The 17,515-nt window shown below is 53.1% G+C and carries 11 protein-coding genes; 4 read left to right on the top strand and 7 right to left on the bottom strand.

All coding sequences use genetic code 11. From position 1 onward, the window contains the following. The first annotated feature begins 1 nt into the window (after position 1). Positions 2–529 carry a 5-(carboxyamino)imidazole ribonucleotide mutase gene (gene purE, locus IEV97_RS13600; RefSeq protein ID WP_188502035.1) on the top strand — a complete coding sequence of 176 codons (528 nt, stop codon included), beginning with the start codon at positions 2–4 and terminating at the stop codon, positions 527–529. Between the two features lie 64 nt (positions 530–593). Here the strand turns inward: purE and IEV97_RS13595 are convergent, their stop codons facing one another. The 4 genes from IEV97_RS13595 to dnaK form a co-directional block, all read right to left on the bottom strand. After that, on the bottom strand, positions 594–1,832 hold the full coding sequence (locus IEV97_RS13595) for an outer membrane beta-barrel protein (RefSeq protein ID WP_188502034.1): 1,239 nt from the start codon (positions 1,830–1,832) through the stop codon (positions 594–596). Between the two features lie 304 nt (positions 1,833–2,136). Continuing rightward, positions 2,137–3,381, bottom strand: a complete 1,245-nt coding sequence (locus IEV97_RS13590; protein ID WP_188502033.1) for a porin family protein — start codon at positions 3,379–3,381, stop codon at positions 2,137–2,139. A gap of 98 nt (positions 3,382–3,479) precedes the next feature. Further along, positions 3,480–4,136, bottom strand: coding sequence for an outer membrane beta-barrel protein (locus IEV97_RS13585; protein ID WP_188502032.1), 657 nt, complete (start codon positions 4,134–4,136; stop codon positions 3,480–3,482). 171 nt (positions 4,137–4,307) lie between these two features. Beyond that, entirely contained in the window at positions 4,308–6,233 is a 1,926-nt protein-coding gene (dnaK, locus tag IEV97_RS13580) for a molecular chaperone DnaK (protein WP_188502031.1), read from the bottom strand. A 397-nt stretch (positions 6,234–6,630) separates the two neighbouring features. Here dnaK and IEV97_RS13575 point away from each other — a divergent pair, with 397 nt between their 5' ends. Next, positions 6,631–9,816 carry a WD40/YVTN/BNR-like repeat-containing protein gene (locus tag IEV97_RS13575; protein ID WP_188502030.1) on the top strand — a complete coding sequence of 1,062 codons (3,186 nt, stop codon included), beginning with the start codon at positions 6,631–6,633 and terminating at the stop codon, positions 9,814–9,816. Between the two features lie 126 nt (positions 9,817–9,942). Here the strand turns inward: IEV97_RS13575 and IEV97_RS13570 are convergent, their stop codons facing one another. Next, positions 9,943–10,428, bottom strand: a complete 486-nt coding sequence (locus IEV97_RS13570; RefSeq protein ID WP_188502029.1) for a hypothetical protein — start codon at positions 10,426–10,428, stop codon at positions 9,943–9,945. A 171-nt stretch (positions 10,429–10,599) separates the two neighbouring features. On the opposite strand from IEV97_RS13570, the gene IEV97_RS13565 reads away from it, so the two are divergent. Together IEV97_RS13565 and IEV97_RS13560 are read left to right on the top strand one after the other, a co-directional pair. Continuing rightward, positions 10,600–11,142 (top strand): PepSY domain-containing protein, encoded by a 543-nt coding sequence (locus tag IEV97_RS13565; protein WP_229733941.1) that lies wholly within the window; start codon positions 10,600–10,602, stop codon positions 11,140–11,142. 5 nt (positions 11,143–11,147) lie between these two features. Beyond that, entirely contained in the window at positions 11,148–13,559 is a 2,412-nt protein-coding gene (locus tag IEV97_RS13560) for a TonB-dependent receptor plug domain-containing protein (RefSeq protein ID WP_188502027.1), read from the top strand. Positions 13,560–13,577: 18 nt separating this feature from the next. Here IEV97_RS13560 and IEV97_RS13555 read toward each other — a convergent pair whose 3' ends face one another. Further along, positions 13,578–14,159 carry a hypothetical protein gene (locus IEV97_RS13555; RefSeq protein ID WP_229733940.1) on the bottom strand — a complete coding sequence of 194 codons (582 nt, stop codon included), beginning with the start codon at positions 14,157–14,159 and terminating at the stop codon, positions 13,578–13,580. 209 nt (positions 14,160–14,368) lie between these two features. Further along, the gene (locus IEV97_RS13550) at positions 14,369–17,305 is read right to left on the bottom strand and encodes a VPS10 domain-containing protein (RefSeq protein WP_188502026.1); all 2,937 of its coding nucleotides are present in this window, start codon (positions 17,303–17,305) and stop codon (positions 14,369–14,371) included. Positions 17,306–17,515: the final 210 nt, after the last annotated feature.

The raw sequence follows: 17,515 nt of genomic DNA, 5'->3' as shown, positions 1-17,515 counted from the left end.
TATGGCTAACGAAACTACAACTACGCAGCCACTGGTAGGCATTATCATGGGCAGCCAGTCTGACATGAAAGTGATGGAAGCGGCGGCTGAGATCCTGGAAAACCTGGGCGTGCCTTTTGAAATTACGATCGTGTCGGCCCACCGCACCCCACACCGCATGATTGAGTATGCCGAGCAGGCCCGAAAAAAAGGCTTGAAGGTGATCATCGCCGGAGCCGGTGGCGCAGCCCACCTACCCGGCATGGTGGCCTCGATCACGACACTTCCGGTAATCGGCGTGCCAGTTAAGTCGAGCAACTCCATTGATGGCTGGGACTCCGTACTGTCGATCCTGCAGATGCCGGGTGGCGTGCCGGTGGCTACTGTTGCTTTAGACGGTGCCCTGAACGCAGGTATACTCGCCGCTCAGATCATTGGCACCTCCAACGCCGCCGTGGCGGATAAGCTGGAGAAGTACAAGGTTGGTCTGAAAGACAAGGTGATGCGCTCGGTAGAGGAGCTACGGCGCGGTGACCGTGATCTGGATTAAAGTATAGCCTATCTTAATTACAGAAAGGACCGCAGTATAAGTACTGTGGTCCTTTCTGTAAGTACTAAAACCTATACCCTGCCATGATGCTGAATCCTTTAACACTGCTGGCAAGGCTTCGGATGTTGGATATACCTTCTGTCGTCTCATACCTTGTCTCGATGAGCAGTGCCCTGTTTTGCATGGGGTATAGCACACCTATACCTGCCTGCGCGCCAAACATGTACTGCTTAAAAATGCTGCCTGGCATGGCTTCTGACACTTCGGTATAGCTGGTGTTATGAAAGGTGCTGTTTTTGGTTTCTACTCTGTTTGTGCTGATCGCATAAGAATAAGAAATCCCGGCACTGGCAAAGGGTCTGAGCTTGCCTTTGGGAAAGGTATAGCGCAGTTGCGCAGGCACCTTCAGGTAGTGCAGATCGAGGAGGATGTCGTGTTGCGTGGTTCTGCCTGAGTTATTCACATCTTTGATTACACCCTCGAAGTGATAAGGGGTGTAGAGCAACTCCAGTATCAGGGTTAGCTTTTCGCTGATGGCAGGATTGGCAACTTCCAGGGCTACTCCGCCTCCCAAACCCAGGCCGGTGTTATGGAACGAAGCTTTTGAATAAGGGTGCTCTCCTGTCATTTGCAGCGCGGGCTTTGAGAAAAAGAGCACAGGATACGGTTTTACTTTCGTTTTGCGGGATGGCTGCACATACTGGTTGCTGTCCATGCATTCATTGTAGTCATTGACTATTTTGGTCAGGCCGCTATGTCGGAATGTTATGTTTCTAAACCGCTCTTCTGACATAGTGGGGCAGTCGGCAAAGGCTGACCCCATCACACCAAGGTATAGCTTATCCACCATCCGGAAGGTTTTGCCGGTCTTAGGGTCTTTCTTGTTATAGACATTCTCTTTGAGTTCTACCAGGTCACCTCCGTCTTTTGACAGGTAAAAGTGGTCCAGGTCCAAATCATCCCGATAGGTGTAAAGAGAGGCTCTGCCTTTTGTCAGCACCTGCAGAAATAAACGCTGCACCGGCTGCTCCCCATCGCCAGGTATAGTCTGCGCCTCGTATACCTTGTTTTCTTTAACAAAGCCATAACCAGCCAATTGGTCAGGAGAGTAGGCTTGCTCCGGAGCGCTCAGGTTAGCCTTGAAAGTAGTAGTTTTGGAATTGCGGACCGCTCCCCGATAGTCCACATAGCCCTGCAGTGTATCGGAGTTTCGGACAATGTAGCCTGCCCGGAAATCTTTTTGAGCGAAAGTGGGCGCAACAACTAAGAATGTGAGAAGGGAGATCAGGTAAAACTGTTTCATTAAGCTGTTTTAAAGATAGTTCGCGTTGAATATAGATAAACAAATATAGAGTTTATGCCTGGAAAAATGAGGGACTGCTAAAAATAGAAGCCAATACAGATAGCGGTGCACCTGAGGGGATAGAGAAGACTGAAATCAGCCTGAAGAACAAATGATGCACCCTGTGGAGCTGCGTCCCGGTGATCTGCGTATGCCTAACGCATGGCCTCTCCCGATAACAAAGAGGACCGCAGTATAAACACTGCAGTCCTCTTTATCCGCTGCTATACCTAAGCAACTATGCGGTAGGGATCTTCAGCCAGAACTATAGTTTGTATGACAGTACCAGAGACATGCTCTTGATGCTCGTAGAATGACTTGTATAGCGTGACACGCCATCGTTGATTTCGTAGCGTGCTTCCAGGCTAAGCGGTTTGTCGAAAACCGGGTAAGAGATACCTAAACCGGCTGCCACGCCGCCGGAAAGCGTCAGAAAACCATCATCTTCCAGGAAAGGTTTTGTAGTTGTGCGCGTTGAACTGCCAAAGGTAGATGTGGTAGTCATCTCATTTTCCTGCGATGCCACCAGGTTAATGACCGGGCCGATGTTGATGTACGGTCTGATCACCCCTTTAGGGTAGGTATAGCGGGCCAGAACAGGGATTTTCACATGTTTTACTTCAAGCCAGACTTCACTGGTGGAGACACCCGGCACCATCGGATCATCTTGTAAGCTCGCTTCAAAATAATTAGGAGCATACAGCACTTCTACCTGTAACGACAGCTTCTCGCTGATGGTAGGCACCGAAAAGTTAAAAGAGGCGCCAAACACAGGCTTAACCGATGTGTTGTCGAAATTCTGATCCGAATTTTCTATCTTATAAGCAAGCGTCGAACTGCTTATGCCTGCAATGGGTCCCAGTGCAACACGTACTTTCTTGGGTACTTTGCTGTACTCCTCCTGGCCAACACATTCATTGTATTTCTTCACGATACCCGACAGCGAGGTAAGGCCCAAAACTACCTTGTCTACATCAGCTTCGGTAATAGAATTGCAGTCCAGGAAAGTTTGCATCAGAAGCGGTTTATAAAGCTCACGGCGCATGAGGTTGGTATGGCCTAGTTTGCGTCCTTCCTGCATATTCTTTTGTTTAAAATCCTCCACTCGTAGTTCCTTGAGCGGCTCTGCGTCTTTGGAGATGTAGAAGCGGTCTTTCTGCATTTGGTCACGCAAGAGGTACAGGTTAGCTTTGCCTTTAACCAGCAGCTGTGCAAAAAGTGTTTGCTCTGTGTTCAGGGTATCAAAAGCCGGCACCAGTTTAGATTCATAGTACTTCTGCTCTTGCCGGAAACCATAGCCCTGTAGTTGAGTCGGTGTGAAGTCCTGCTGTTTAGCATCATTGTTGCTTTTAAAGGAGATCTGGTGCGTGTTGCGTTGCGCACCGCGGTAGTCGACCAAGCCGCTGGCAGTGTCGCCATTCTGGACAATGTAACCCGGGCGAAAATCTGATTGGGCGAAGGCCTGCGAAATGAATAAACAAGTAATAAGGGTCAGGTAGAGTTGTTTCATCAGCTTAATTTGAATGATCGGTTTAAGTAAATATAGATATTAACAACTATATACAGGTGTTCTGAATAAGTTTTATAAAATATATAGAGTCATCATAATCAAAAGTAAAACCCTATACCAAGTTTCATCCTGCTTGCACTCAGCTTAGCCTCTGTGTCACTTCCCCGGTCAAAACCAGATTGGTAGTTCAGGAGGTTAGCCTTTAGTTCTATGCCCAGTCTGTCGCTCGGGAAAAAGACGAGTCCGGGAGACAAGGTGCCGTATAGCGAGAGTCCCTTTGAGCGTGACGTTGAAGAGGTTTGTGAGCCACCCGTGGGGTCACCGAACTGCCCGGTGCCTATCGAATTCTGCTCCGCCCTTTTGCTGATCAGGGCAAAGCCAGCAGTGCCCTCTGCAAACAGGGCAAACTTACTGCCCAGGCTAACATAGTAACGGACCATAGGGCCTATGTTATAAGAGTGGGCTACGGTTTTGCTCTCGTAATGATAAAACATACTCGAACTGCCCGGTGCTGAGCACCTTTCCTGACGGTTTGCAGCATATTGATAGCCATAACTGAGGCCAACTACCAGTTTGTCTTGGATAAAGTAGCCCGCGGAAGAAGCTGCCTCAAATGAGGTGACCTTACTGAACTCGTCGGGTTTGGAAAAGCCCGCACCTACCTGTATACCGGCGAACCTGTTACCTGATTGGAGTTGGGCAAAGGCGCTGCTAGCTACTAGCAGGGCCAAGATGGTGAGGTGGATTGTTTTCATGGTTTGTAGAATGTTCATGAAATATAGGGATAAATAAATATTTTTGGAATTCCACCCACTGAAATTTTATAAGGAAGCGCAGGTTAGTTTGCTACTCCACAGACAGGTATAAAAAAGAATCCCCTGTCGGGAGGCCCAACAGGGGATTCTGTGTATAATTTGAGTTAATGCTTACTTCTTGCCGTCTACTTCTTCATAGTCTACGTCGGTTACGCCGCCATCGTCAGAGGTAGCGCCCTGCGGACCGCCAGCCTGCTGGCCGTTACCGGCTGCAGCACCTTCCTGCCCACCACCGGCAGCATACATCTCCTGTGAGGCTGCCTGCCAGGCGTTGTTCAGGTTTTCGATGGCGCGGTCTATGCCTGCGATGTCTTTGGCACCGTGTGCTGTTCTGAGCTCGCCCAGCGCAGTTTCGATGTTAGACTTGTTGCCTTCAGACAGTTTCTCGCCGTACTCCTTCAGCTGCTTCTCGGTCTGGAAGATCATCGAGTCAGCTGCGTTCAGCTTCTCAATCTCTTCCTTCGCCTTCTTGTCAGCTTCGGCGTTAGCCTCGGCTTCCTGGCGCATTTTCTCGATCTCCTGCTCGCTCAGACCAGAAGAAGCCTCAATGCGGATCTTCTGCTCTTTGCCGGTGGCTTTATCTTTTGCTGTTACGTGCAGGATACCGTTGGCGTCGATGTCGAAGATAACCTCGATCTGCGGAACACCGCGTGGTGCTGGTGGAATGCCGTCCAGGTGGAAACGACCGATCGTACGGTTGTCTTTCGCCATTGGGCGCTCACCCTGCAGTACGTGGATCTCAACCGATGGCTGGTTATCCGAAGCAGTGGAGAAAGTCTCAGACTTCTTCGTAGGTATAGTCGTGTTCGACTCGATCAGTTTGGTCATTACACCACCCATGGTTTCGATACCCAGTGAAAGCGGGGTTACGTCCAGCAGAAGCACGTCTTTTACTTCACCTGTCAGTACACCACCCTGAATCGCAGCACCGATGGCCACTACTTCATCCGGGTTCACACCTTTAGAAGGCTTCTTGCCGAAGAACTTCTCTACTTCCTCCTGCACTTTAGGAGTACGGGTAGAACCACCTACCAGTATCACCTCGTCGATGTCAGAAGTGGACAGACCGGCATCCTGAAGCGCCTTCTTGCATGGCTCCATAGAGCGACGGATCAGGTCATCTGTCAGCTGCTCGAACTTAGCGCGCGTCAGTTTGCGCACCAGGTGTTTCGGCACGCCGTCTACAGGCATAATATAAGGCAGGTTGATCTCTGTCTCAGTGGAGGAAGAAAGCTCAATTTTCGCTTTCTCAGCGGCTTCCTTCAAACGCTGCAGGGCCATAGGGTCTTTACGCAGGTCCACGCCTTCATCGTTCTTGAACTCGTCAGCCAGCCAGTTGATGATCTTCTGGTCGAAGTCGTCACCACCCAGGTGTGTGTCACCGTTGGTAGAGAGTACTTCAAACACGCCATCACCCAGCTCCAGAATAGAGATATCGAAAGTACCGCCACCAAGGTCGAATACTGCGATCTTCTGGTCTTTGTGTTTCTTGTCCAAACCGTAGGCAAGCGCTGCTGCCGTCGGCTCGTTGATGATACGCTTCACTTCAAGACCTGCGATCTGGCCGGCTTCTTTGGTAGCCTGACGCTGTGCGTCGTTGAAGTAAGCCGGTACAGTAATAACGGCTTCTGTTACTGTAGTGCCCAGGTAATCTTCGGCCGTAGCCTTCATTTTCTGAAGCACCATCGCCGAGATCTCCTGTGGTGTGTACTGGCGGTCGCCGATCTCTACACGCACGGTGTTGTTACCGCCCTGCACCACTTTGTAAGACACCTGCTTGGCCTCTTCGCTCACCTCGTTGTAGCTGTGGCCCATGAAGCGCTTGATCGAAGCGATTGTGTTTTGCGGGTTTGTGATTGCCTGACGTTTGGCAGGGTCACCCACCTTACGCTCGCCTTTGCCGCCGTCCAGAAACGCGACAATAGACGGAGTAGTTCTGCGGCCTTCGCTGTTGGGTATAACCACTGGCTCGTTGCCTTCCATTACGGCAACGCAGGAGTTGGTTGTACCTAAGTCAATACCAATTATCTTTCCCATTCTATAGTTTTATAATGATTCAAATACAATTTCTTTTTTACTGTTGGTAGCAATCTATCAAGGTATGTGCCAAGGCATTTTATACCTGTTTTGCCTGTCATTCTGTCACAGATGGTGGCAAGCTAAACCTTGTTTGTCTTACCTGGCGAAAAGCGCCCTGCACGGTTGCGACATAATTACTGAAGTATTGGTACTGCGTTGCTGTACGATTGGTTCTGAAATCGAGCCATCATCTACTTTTGATCGCCTCGGAACAAGTGTATGAGAAACCAGAAGGCATTGGCGACCTTTTGTGTTAGCAGGTATTGCAGCGTTAAGACTGTTTGCTTTTTTAGCTAAACTTTTATAAATCAGAAGTTCAAACAAACTGATCTATCATCTTTTCGCTCACCTTTACATGATAAGCACCTTTCTAAGAACAGGCACCACGGCTTGTCTGCTTCTGGCTCTGACATTGTCTGCGCCAGAAGCAGTGGCGCAGAAACAAAAGCCACGCAGCAGCAAGCAGAAAGAAACAGCCTCCCCCTTCGATGCCAAACTCTACAACGGTATGACCTGGCGTTCCATTGGCCCTTTCAGGGGCGGACGTTCGGCTACCGTGACGGGCGTGCCCGGCAAACCAAACCTATATTACATGGGCTCCGTGGGTGGCGGCGTCTGGCGCACCACAGACGGCGGCGCTACCTGGGAAAACATCTCGGATGGCTTCTTCGGTGGCTCTATCGGGGCAGTGGCTGTGAGTGAGGCCGATCCGAATGTGATCTATGTAGGAGAAGGGGAGAAGACGGTGCGCGGCAACGTATCGTCTGGCCATGGTATGTGGCGTTCAGTGGATGCCGGCAAAACCTGGGAACACATTGGGCTGAAAGATTCCAAGCACATCGGCCGTATCCGCATTCATCCGCAGAACCCGGACATCGTGTATGTGGCTGTGATGGGTGACCTCTACAAGTCGCATGAAGAGCGCGGTGTGTTCAAGAGCACGGACGGCGGCAAGACCTGGAAGAAGACCTTGTTCGCCAACAAAGATGCCGGCGCCGTGGACCTGATCCTCGACCCGAACAACCCGCGCCACCTGTACGCCACCACCTGGAACGTGCGCCGCAATCCGTACAGCCTTTCTTCCGGCGGACCCGGCTCCGGCATCTGGAAAAGCACCGACGGCGGGGAAACCTGGAAAGACATCTCGAAGAACGAAGGCCTGCCGAAAGGTACGCTCGGTATTATCGGCGTAACGGTGTCGCCGGTGAACTCCAACCGGGTGTTTGCGATGGTGGAAGCCGATGAAGGCGGCCTGTTCCGCTCTGACGACAGCGGCCTGACCTGGCGTAAAGTGAATGATGATCGTAACCTGCGCCAGCGGGCCTGGTACTATACCCGCGTGTATGCCGATCCGAAAGATGAAGACGTAGTATACGTACTGAACGTGGCCTACCACCGCAGCAAGGACGGCGGCAAAACGTTTAGCTCAGCCTACGCCGGGCACAGCGACCACCATGACCTGTGGATCGCCCCCGAGAACCCTTCGCGCATGGTGATCGCCGATGACGGCGGTGCGCAGGTAACCTCCGATGGCGGCATGAACTGGAGCACCATGAACAACCAGCCCACCGGTCAGTTCTACCGCGTGGTGACCGATAACCATTTCCCATACCGCATTTACGGCGCGCAGCAGGACAACTCGACCGTGCGCATCAGCCACCGCTCCACTGGGTATAGCATCACCGAGAATGACTGGGAGGAAACAGCCGGTTCAGAGAGTGCGCACTTGGCCGTGAACCCGGAGAATCCCGAAATTGTGTATGGCGGCAACTACGGCGGCTTCTTGTCTCGCGTGGACCACAGCAACGGGCAGGAGCGGGTGATCAACGTATGGCCGGACAACCCTATGGGCCACGGCGCCGAAGGGATGAAGTACCGCTTCCAGTGGAACTTCCCGATCATGTTCTCGCCCAACGACCCGAAAAAACTTTACACCACGTCCAACCACGTGCACGTGACCTACAACGAGGGGCAATCCTGGGAGACCATCAGCCCGGACCTGACTCGTAACGACTCGACGAAACTGGGGCCATCAGGCGGACCAATCACCAAGGACAATACCAGCGTGGAGTACTACGGCACCATCTTCGCCATCAACGAATCGCCGGTGGAGCCGGGCGTGATCTGGACCGGATCGGACGACGGCCTGCTCCACGTGACACGTGACAATGGCAAGAACTGGGCGAAGGTACAGCCGAAGGGCATGCCGGAGTGGATCCAGATCAACAGCATCGAGGCGCACCCGACCCGGAAAGGAGCCGCTTACGTGGCTGCCACGATGTACAAGTCCGGCGACTTCAGTCCTTACCTGTACAAGACGACCGACTACGGCAAGACCTGGACGAAGATCACTAGCGGTATACCTGGTTACCACTTCACCCGTGTGGTGCGCGCCGATCCGAAACGCGATGGTCTGCTCTACGCTGGTACAGAATACGGTATGTACGTGTCGTTCAACGACGGACAAAGCTGGCAGTCGTTCCAGCTGAACCTACCGATTGTGCCGATCACGGACCTCACCATCAAGAATGATAACCTGATCGCCGCCACCCAGGGCCGCAGCTTCTGGATCATCGACGACCTGACGCCGCTGCACCAGCTGAACGAAGGTATAGCCAAGAGCAAGTTCCACCTCTACAAGCCGCTGGACAGCTACAAAATGGACGGTGGCAACCGTGGCCTGTCCAAGACGGCCGGCGAGAACCATCCGGGCGGTGTGATGGTACACTACTACCTGCCACAGAAACCGGATTCAGCGACCGTGGTGCAGCTGGAAATCCTGGACCAGGACGGAAAACTGATTCGCAGCTATGTGAGCAGCGCCAAAGAGAAGAAGGACAAGCTGGAAGTGAAGGAAGGTATGAACCGCTTTGTGTGGGACATGCGTTACCCGGAGGCGAGTAAGTTTGACGGCATCATCCTGTGGGGTGGTGGTCTGCAGGGGCCGAAAGCTATACCTGGAAACTACAAGGCGAAGCTGACAGTGAACAAAGAAAGCCAGGAAACGGACTTCACCATCCTGCCGGACCCGCGCACCAAAGCCACGCCAGAGGACCGGGCAGCTCAGTTCACCTTCCTCACGGAGGTGCGCGACAAGCTGACCGAAACGCACGATGCGATCAAGGACATCCGCACCATGCGGGCCCAACTGAACACGCTCAAAGGCAACCTGAAAGGACAGGAAAACTACAAAGACGTGGTGGAGTCTGCCACGGCTATCGACAAGAAGATCACCGCCATTGAGGAGGCCCTGTACCAGACGAAGAACCGCAGTGGCCAGGACCCGCTCAACTTCCCGATCCGCCTCAACAACAAGCTGGCAAACCTGGTGGGGCAGGTGAGCACCGGCGACTTCCGTCCAACCGATCAGGCCTATGCCTTCAAGCAGGAAATCACCGCCCAGATCGACGAGCAGTTGAATCTCTTTAAGCAAGTGCAGACGCAGGATGTGCCGGCCCTGAACAAACTGGTGAAGGAGAAAGGCGTGGACGCTATCTCCGTGAAGAAAGCAGAAGCTGCCCCGGCAACGGGGTCTTTATAAGGTAAGCTATACCTGCTAAAACGGAAAGCCCTGCCAGCAATGGCAGGGCTTTCTTGTTAGAATAATTTTACGTGTTCAGCCTTGGCAGCATTTTACGGATGCCACAGGTATAGAATAGGTATAGGCCTATTTCTTCTCCACTACCAAAGCCGCTTTTTGTACTTCGCCTTCGTGCGCCTGGCCTGGGTATGGCTTCACGTTTTTCAGTGTGAAGTTATAGTTGACACCGCCGACCTCTGCCGCCAGGGTATGGGTTTCTCTTGTGCCATCGGTTCCGCAATCGCCGATGCAAAGCGTGATGTTTTCGTTTGCACCCTGGCTGTTGGAGGCCCGCAGCGCAACGGTGGCGTTGCCCGCCGTCACACAGTCAACATCGGTCGGGCACCGGGAATCCTGGATATTTTTCAGGGCAACGATCAGGCGGCGGGGCACCCCCTCCCCATACATCGTAACTTGCCCATACTGCTGCAGGAGCGCCTCCTGGCCAAATTTCAGGTCTCCTTCTTCTTGCCTGGAGGATTCTTGCCTGGAGGAGGCGACTTCGTGTACTTCTTCTGGCTGACACTCGGTCAGGAGCGCCAAAGCCAGGAGTGGATAGAACAGTTTAATCATAATTTTATTGGTTAATCAACCTTAGGAGCCCATAAAACGGAGAATGGTTGCAATTAGTACGCAAATTTTAAAGACTGGTGTCGCCACATTGTTTATCTGCCGCAATTGTTGGATATTGGGCTTTCATACCTATCCCAACCTAATTACGTGAGTACCAGTACTGCCACCCTTGTGAAACAGAAAGTAAGAACGCTCGCCGACCGGCTGCGAAACTTTCGGACCTACCACCGCTACCTGGGGCTTTTTATGGGCGTGTTTATCCTGATCAGCAGTGTGACAGGTATATTGCTGGGTTGGAAGAAGGATGTGGATTTGCTCCAGCCACCCACGCAAAAAGGAGCCAGCACCGACCTGCAACAGTGGCTGCCGCTGGCGGAGTTGTCAGCACGATCTCTTGCGGGGCTGGACTCTGCGCAGGCTATCAACAACAACCCCATCGACCGCATTGAAGCCCGCCTGGACAAAGGCATCGTCAAGACCATTTTCAAAGAAGGCAGTTGGGAGGTGCAGCTGGATGCGAGCACGGGCAAAGTCCTTTCCGTTGCCCGCCGGCATTCTGACTGGATCGAGAAAATACACGACGGCTCCATCATCAGCGATCTTTTCAAACTGATCTCCATGAACGTGCTGGGCCTTGGGCTTCTGATCCTCTCAGTGACGGGGTTCTTCCTGTGGTTCTATCCCAGACAGATCAGAAAGATCAAAAGCGAGTAAGCAGCATGAAGAATCTCCTGCATGTGATGGGATGGTTGTGCCTGTTCAGTTCTTCCACGTTCGCACAGGTTCTGACCGTGAAGGACCAGGTGACCCAGCAGCCGCTGGAGATGGTGCAGGTCTCAGGTATACAATCAACACAAACAAGCTTGACGGACAGCAAAGGTCAGGCGGATGTCACCTCGTTTAAAGGGCTGGACAGCTTGGCGGTTCGCCTGGTGGGTTATGAGCAGCAAGTATTGTCGTATGCGCAACTCCAGCGTCAGGGCTTTCAGCTATACCTGCGCGAAAACAAAATTGCCCTGGCCACCGTGGTTGTTTCGGCCACCCGCTGGCAGCAGGATGCCAAAGAAGTGCCACAGCGCGTGAGTACCATACGGCCAAAAGACGTGCTGCTGCAGCAACCACAGACAGCCGCCGATATGCTGGGGCAGACGGGGGAGGTATATATCCAGAAAAGCCAGGGCGGCGGCGGCAGTCCCATGATCCGGGGTTTTGCCACCAACCGGGTGCTGATCGCGGTGGACGGCGTGCGCATGAACACGGCCATCTTCCGGAGCGGCAACCTGCAGAATGTCATCTCACTCGACCCCTTTGCCACGGAAAGAACTGAAGTGCTGTTCGGTCCGGGCTCCGTCATGTACGGCAGCGATGCCATAGGGGGCGTGATGAACTTCTATACCTTGTCTCCCAGGTTTGCAACAGGCGCTACGCCGTTAGTTAAAGGAAATGCTGCCGTTAGGTGGTCGTCGGCTAACAACGAGAAGACGGGCCACCTGGATCTGCGCTACGGCCTGAAAAAGTGGGCCGTCCTGACCAGTGCCACTTACAGCGATTACGGCGACCTCCGCATGGGCTCAAACGGGCTGGATGACTACCTGCGGAGGGAGTATGTGCGCACCCAAAACGGGCATGACGAGGTGATCACAAACACCGATCCGGAGCGTCAGGTAGATACCGGTTACGACCAGCTGAACCTGATGCAGAAGATCAGGTATAGGCCCAGCGACAACTGGGAACTTCAGTACGGTTTCCATTACTCTGCCACCTCCAACGTGCCCCGCTACGACCGGCTCACCCTTTACCGAAACGGAACGCTCCGATCGGCGGAGTGGTATTACGGTCCGCAGGTATGGGCTATGCAGCACCTGCAGGCGACACATCGGGCAAACAATAAAATTTACGATCAGCTCAGCATCGGACTAGCGCATCAGCTCTTTGAGGAGAGTCGACACAACCGGGACCTGGCCAAAGCGACAAGGTATAACCGCTACGAAAAAGTAAACGCCTACTCCGCCAACCTGGACTTTGAGAAAGCGCTCGGGGCGCGGCACCACCTGTTCTATGGACTGGAAACGGTCATTAACAAAGTGCACTCCACCGGTACCGACTATAACGTAAATACCGGGGCTATCGCACCTGGACCTTCCCGTTACCCGGACGTTGCTGACTGGAGTTCGCATGCCGCCTTCCTGACCTACCGCTTTAAAGCGGGCGAGAAACTCACGGTGCTGACAGGAGCCAGGTATAACCACATTCTGCTGAATGCGAACTTCGACAACAGTTTCTATGATCTTCCTTTTACCTCCGCCGGTATCAACACAGGGGCCGTGACGGGTAGTGCCGGATTGGTGTACAGCCCTTCGCTTTCCTGGCAACTGAGCAGCAATTTGTCTACCGGTTTCCGCTCACCGAACGTGGATGACATCGGCAAGATATTCGACTCGGCACCGGGGCTGGTGGTCGTGCCTAATCCGGATCTGAAGCCGGAGTATGCTTACAATGCCGACCTGGGAGCGGCTAAAACATTCGGGGAGTTGCTGAAGCTGGACGCGACCGCTTTTTATACCTACCTGCAGGATGCGCTGGTGCGGCGGGACTATACCCTGAACGGCAACAGCAGCATCGAGTATGAGGGGGAACGCAGTCAGGTACAGGCAATTCAGAACGCCGCCTTTGCCAGGGTGTGGGGCGTGCAGGCAGGTGTAGAACTGAAGCTCCCAGCTGGTTTTGGCCTTGCTGCCAGGTATAATGTGCAACGTGGCCGTGAGGAACTGGACAATGGCACGGAGGCACCTTTGCGACATGCTGCCCCAACTTTCGGAACCGTACGATTGACCTACTCCCGCCATCGCCTGAAAGCAGACCTCTATACTGTGTTCAACGGAGCGATCCGGTATAGCCAGCTGACACCGGAAGAGCAGGACAAAGCGTACCTGTATGCCACTGACGGAAACGGGAACCCTTACAGTCCGGCCTGGGCCACACTCAACCTGAAGGCGCTGTATCAACTGACCCGACACCTGTCGCTGATCGCAGGTATAGAGAACATCACCGATCAGCGTTACCGGCCTTACTCGTCAGGTATAGCGGCGGCGGGCAGAAACGTTGTGCTGTCGGTGCGGGCATCTATCTAAAGAGGTGTTGAATTGAAGTTACCATCTGGCATTCTTCAAGGTCAGGCCCACAGCCGCCAGCCGCTGCCCAGTATGGAAACTTTGAACAGAGCCCCTGAGTCCGAAGGTGAGGTGTTGTTTTACCTTCACATCCAGATTGAGGGCCAAGACATAGCCTGCCTGCAAACCATTTCTGGAGCGCATGTCAGGGTGGAAGTCCGTGATGCCGCCCTGCCCATTGTACTGAATGGAAAGTCCATGTAATTCCCGTTCGCTGGCATACCTGATCACCGGGCCTACAGCAGGGTAAAGCTGGACAGGACCTGCGTTGACGAACAGGTTATAGACTCCTTCAACCGCTACACCATTTGACTTTTGAAAGGTCTCGTATCCTGATCCCCAAGGTCTCGTTTGCTCAATGTAAGTGCCGGTTGCCAATATCTCGAAACCCGAACGTTTTGAGATATGTGTTTGCATGCCACCCATGAACCAGTGACCGGGAATGTCGCCGTTTCCGGCATACACGATGCCATAGCCAACCTTAGGTGTCCACTTGTCCTGTGCCATTGCGGAGAGGGAGAAGGCGAACAGAAGTGAGAAGAGTAGAAGTTTGATTTTCATTAGCTTGAATTTTTAGGTAAGCGTTAGAGATAAAAAGACTGTAACAAAGCCCGTATCTAATATGCAAAATATTCTATAAATTTTTATAACAATATATGTGCCAGAATAATTGGCGATCAAAAATTTGCCTTTAGAGTTACAGGTATAAAACAAGAAAGGCAGCCCCACTGGGGCCGCCTTTCTTGTTTCAGGTATGGCTTAAGCCAGAATTAGCTTCTGCTTCTTCTCTCAGGAGCTTTCAAAGTAAACTCAGAAGTAGCCTTGCCACCATCGGCTGTTTCTACTTCCACGGTATACTTGCCTGGCTGCAGGTAAATTACTTTGTTGTTAGCAGCTTCTACTTTTACCGTTTCCTCGCCGTCCTTCTTACTGCCGTTCATAGCCGTTTCATAGGCTTTCGCGTTGGCTTCATCTACCGAGAAGTTGTAACCCACGTAGTTCAGACCACGCTCGTGCTCGTCTTTCAGTTCTTTCAGGAGCTGCCCTTTATCAGTCTTAATGCGGATAATGGCTGTGCCTGCCTGCGCTGTGTAGTAAGGAATTTCCAGTGAAGACTCCGCCGGCTCACCCCAGGCACCCCACGACTGTCCCCAACGCGGGTTGTAGTTGGTCGGCTGGAAAGCGAACAGGTGCAGTTTCTGGTTCTGAATCTCTGGCGTGAGCTGCTGCAGGTGCTCCACATTGGCAATGTAGATGGAGCGGCCGTGCGTACCCACGATCAAGTCGTTGTCGCGCGGATGTACCACCACGTCGTGCACCGACACAGCCGGCATACCATTACGCATCTGCATAAACGTTTTGCCGCGGTCAAGCGAAATGTAGAGGCCATGGTCAGTGCCTACGTAAAGCAGGTTCGCATTTTTCGGATCTTCTTTGATCACGTTGATAGCCTCAGCTGGCAGGTTGGTGCCCAGGCGCTCCCACTTCCTGCCGTTGTCTTCCGACACGTACAGGTATGGCGTGAAATCATCCCAACGGTAACCGTTGAGCGAAGCATACACCCGGTTTTCGCTGTGGTTCGATGCCACGATCGTGGATACCCACATGTGCTGCGGCAGTTTTTTCGAGATGTTCTCCCAGTTATACCCACCGTCTTTGGACACATGAACCGCCCCGTCATCAGAGCCGGTATAGAGTAGGCCGAACTTCAGTGGAGACTCGTCGATGCTGGTCAGGGTGCCGAAACCCACGTCGCCTTTCAGACCGCCGTTGGTCAGGTCGCCCGAGAGCGTTTGCATCTCCTCGCCCTTTTTCATGGAGCGGTGGAATTTGTTGGAGCCGAAGTACAGGATATCCTGGTTGTGGCGGCTCAAATGGATCGGGCTCTCCCAGTTGAAGCGGAGCGGTGTTTCGCCCAGTTCGTGCGTCGGCTTCACGGATACACGCTGGCCGGTGCGCTTGTCCACGCGGGCGTAGTTGCCGTACTGCGAGCCCAGGTATACGGTGTTGTTGTCACGGAAGTCCACCTGCACCATCATGCCGTCGCCACCGCCCAGGCGCTGGTACGGGTAACGGCCGTTCTGTGTCCAGGCGGAACTGAACTGGTAGTTGCTCGGTCCGTACCAGGTGCCGTTGTCCTGCAGACCGCCATAGATGTTGTAAGGTTTCTCCATGTCCACAGCCACGGCGTAGAACTGACCTACCGAAGGCGTATTGGCAATCGCCCAGGTCTTGCCGTCATCGTAGGTGATGTTCAGGCCACCGTCGTTGCCGTTGATCACATAGCCGGGCTTGTCAGGGCTCACCCACAGGGCCTGGTGGTCGGAGTGCACGTTGTCGCCCTCGATGTTGCGGAACGTCTTGCCACCGTCATCTGAGGTCAGGAGGGGCACACCCAGCAGGTATACCTTATCCGGATTGTAGGGCGCCACACGCACCACACCGAAGTAGTAGCCATAGCTCGAGTACATATCGTCGATCGGCTTTTCGTGCGTTTTCTTCCAGGTCTTGCCAGCGTCATCAGAGCGGTATAGCTCAGCGCCCTTCACAGAGGCCTCTGTCGTCACGGCCAGCGGGTCCACGAGATACTCTGCCAAAGCAGCAGGTTTGATCTTGCCGCTCTTCACATCTGCCTTCACCGTTTTGGCGGTATACCTGGACGGAAATCGGTTGTTGTCGAGGAAGCTGTTCAGGTCCTTGTCATTGAGCGCCAGGAAGGCTTCCGTCGTCATACCTTTGAACTGCTCTTTCTGCAGTTCACCCGCTTTCGGCTCCTTTTTCTCCACCTGGCGTAGCTCCTGGTTGTCCAGGAAAGCATAGATGATGTTCGGGTTGCCCGGATGGATGTCCAGACCAATGCGGCCTACGCCATCAGAAGTCGGGAAGCCGCTGCCTTCGGTCGTCACACGCGTCCAGGTGTTACCGCCGTCCGTTGACTTATGGATACCGGATGTTTTGCCGCCCTCCACGAAATCCCAGGCGCGGCGCTCGCGGTGCCACATGGCTGCGTACACGTTGTTCGGGTTCTTCGGGTCAATCACCAAGTCAATAGCGCCTGTGTTATCGTCGATATAGAGTGTCTTCTTCCAGGTCTTGCCGCCGTCCGTGGTTTTGTAGATGCCGCGGTCTTTGTTTGGTGAGTACAGGTGCCCTACGGCCGCTACCCAAACCGTGTTCGGGTCGGTCGGGTGTAGCACGATGCGACCAATGTGGTGCGTATCGTCGAGGCCCATGTGCTGCCAGGTTTTGCCCCCGTCGGTGCTTTTGTACACGCCCACGCCGGAGTAGGAAGAGCGGCTGGAGTTGCTCTCGCCGGTTCCGATCCAGATGGTTTGGTTGTTATTCCAATCCACGGCAATGTCACCGATGGTCATCACCGCTTCGTTGTCGAAGATCGGCTCAAAGGAAATGCCATTATTATTAGTTCTCCAAAGACCGCCCGAGGCATAGGCTGCGTAAAAATTAGTGGGGTCTTTCGGGTTCACATCCAAATCGGTGATGCGTCCGCTTTGCACGGTAGGACCCACATTGCGGAAGGCTACGTTACGGACAAGGGAATTCTGATCGAGTTGCTGACGCTTCTCGAACGCCTGCAGCCTTTCTTTGGCGGGTGTGTAGGCCGGCTGCTTGGGTGCTTTCTTCTGAGCCTGCACAGCGCCCCCGCTCAGGGCTACCAGCAGCGCGACAGAAAGTATACGCTTTTGCATTGTGTAGATGTAGGTATAGTTTAGAGTAGATTGTTTGAGTTTCTAAAGCTAAGGAATTGTACCGGATTTTGGAAGAACTCGAATAGCTGTAAAGTATTTGTTATATTGAATCCTGCGTATTCCTCTATCCGGACCAACTAATGCATGCTATCGCTGAGTTGAGGCGGAGTAGGAGTGTCATGATAATTTCTCAACTTGATCGAGCTTTTT

The sequence above is a fragment of the Pontibacter amylolyticus genome (assembly GCF_014638845.1).
Lineage (GTDB): Bacteria > Bacteroidota > Bacteroidia > Cytophagales > Hymenobacteraceae > Pontibacter > Pontibacter amylolyticus.
Note: the sequence above shows the minus strand (reverse complement) of the source record. Positions and strands in the feature narration are given on the sequence as shown.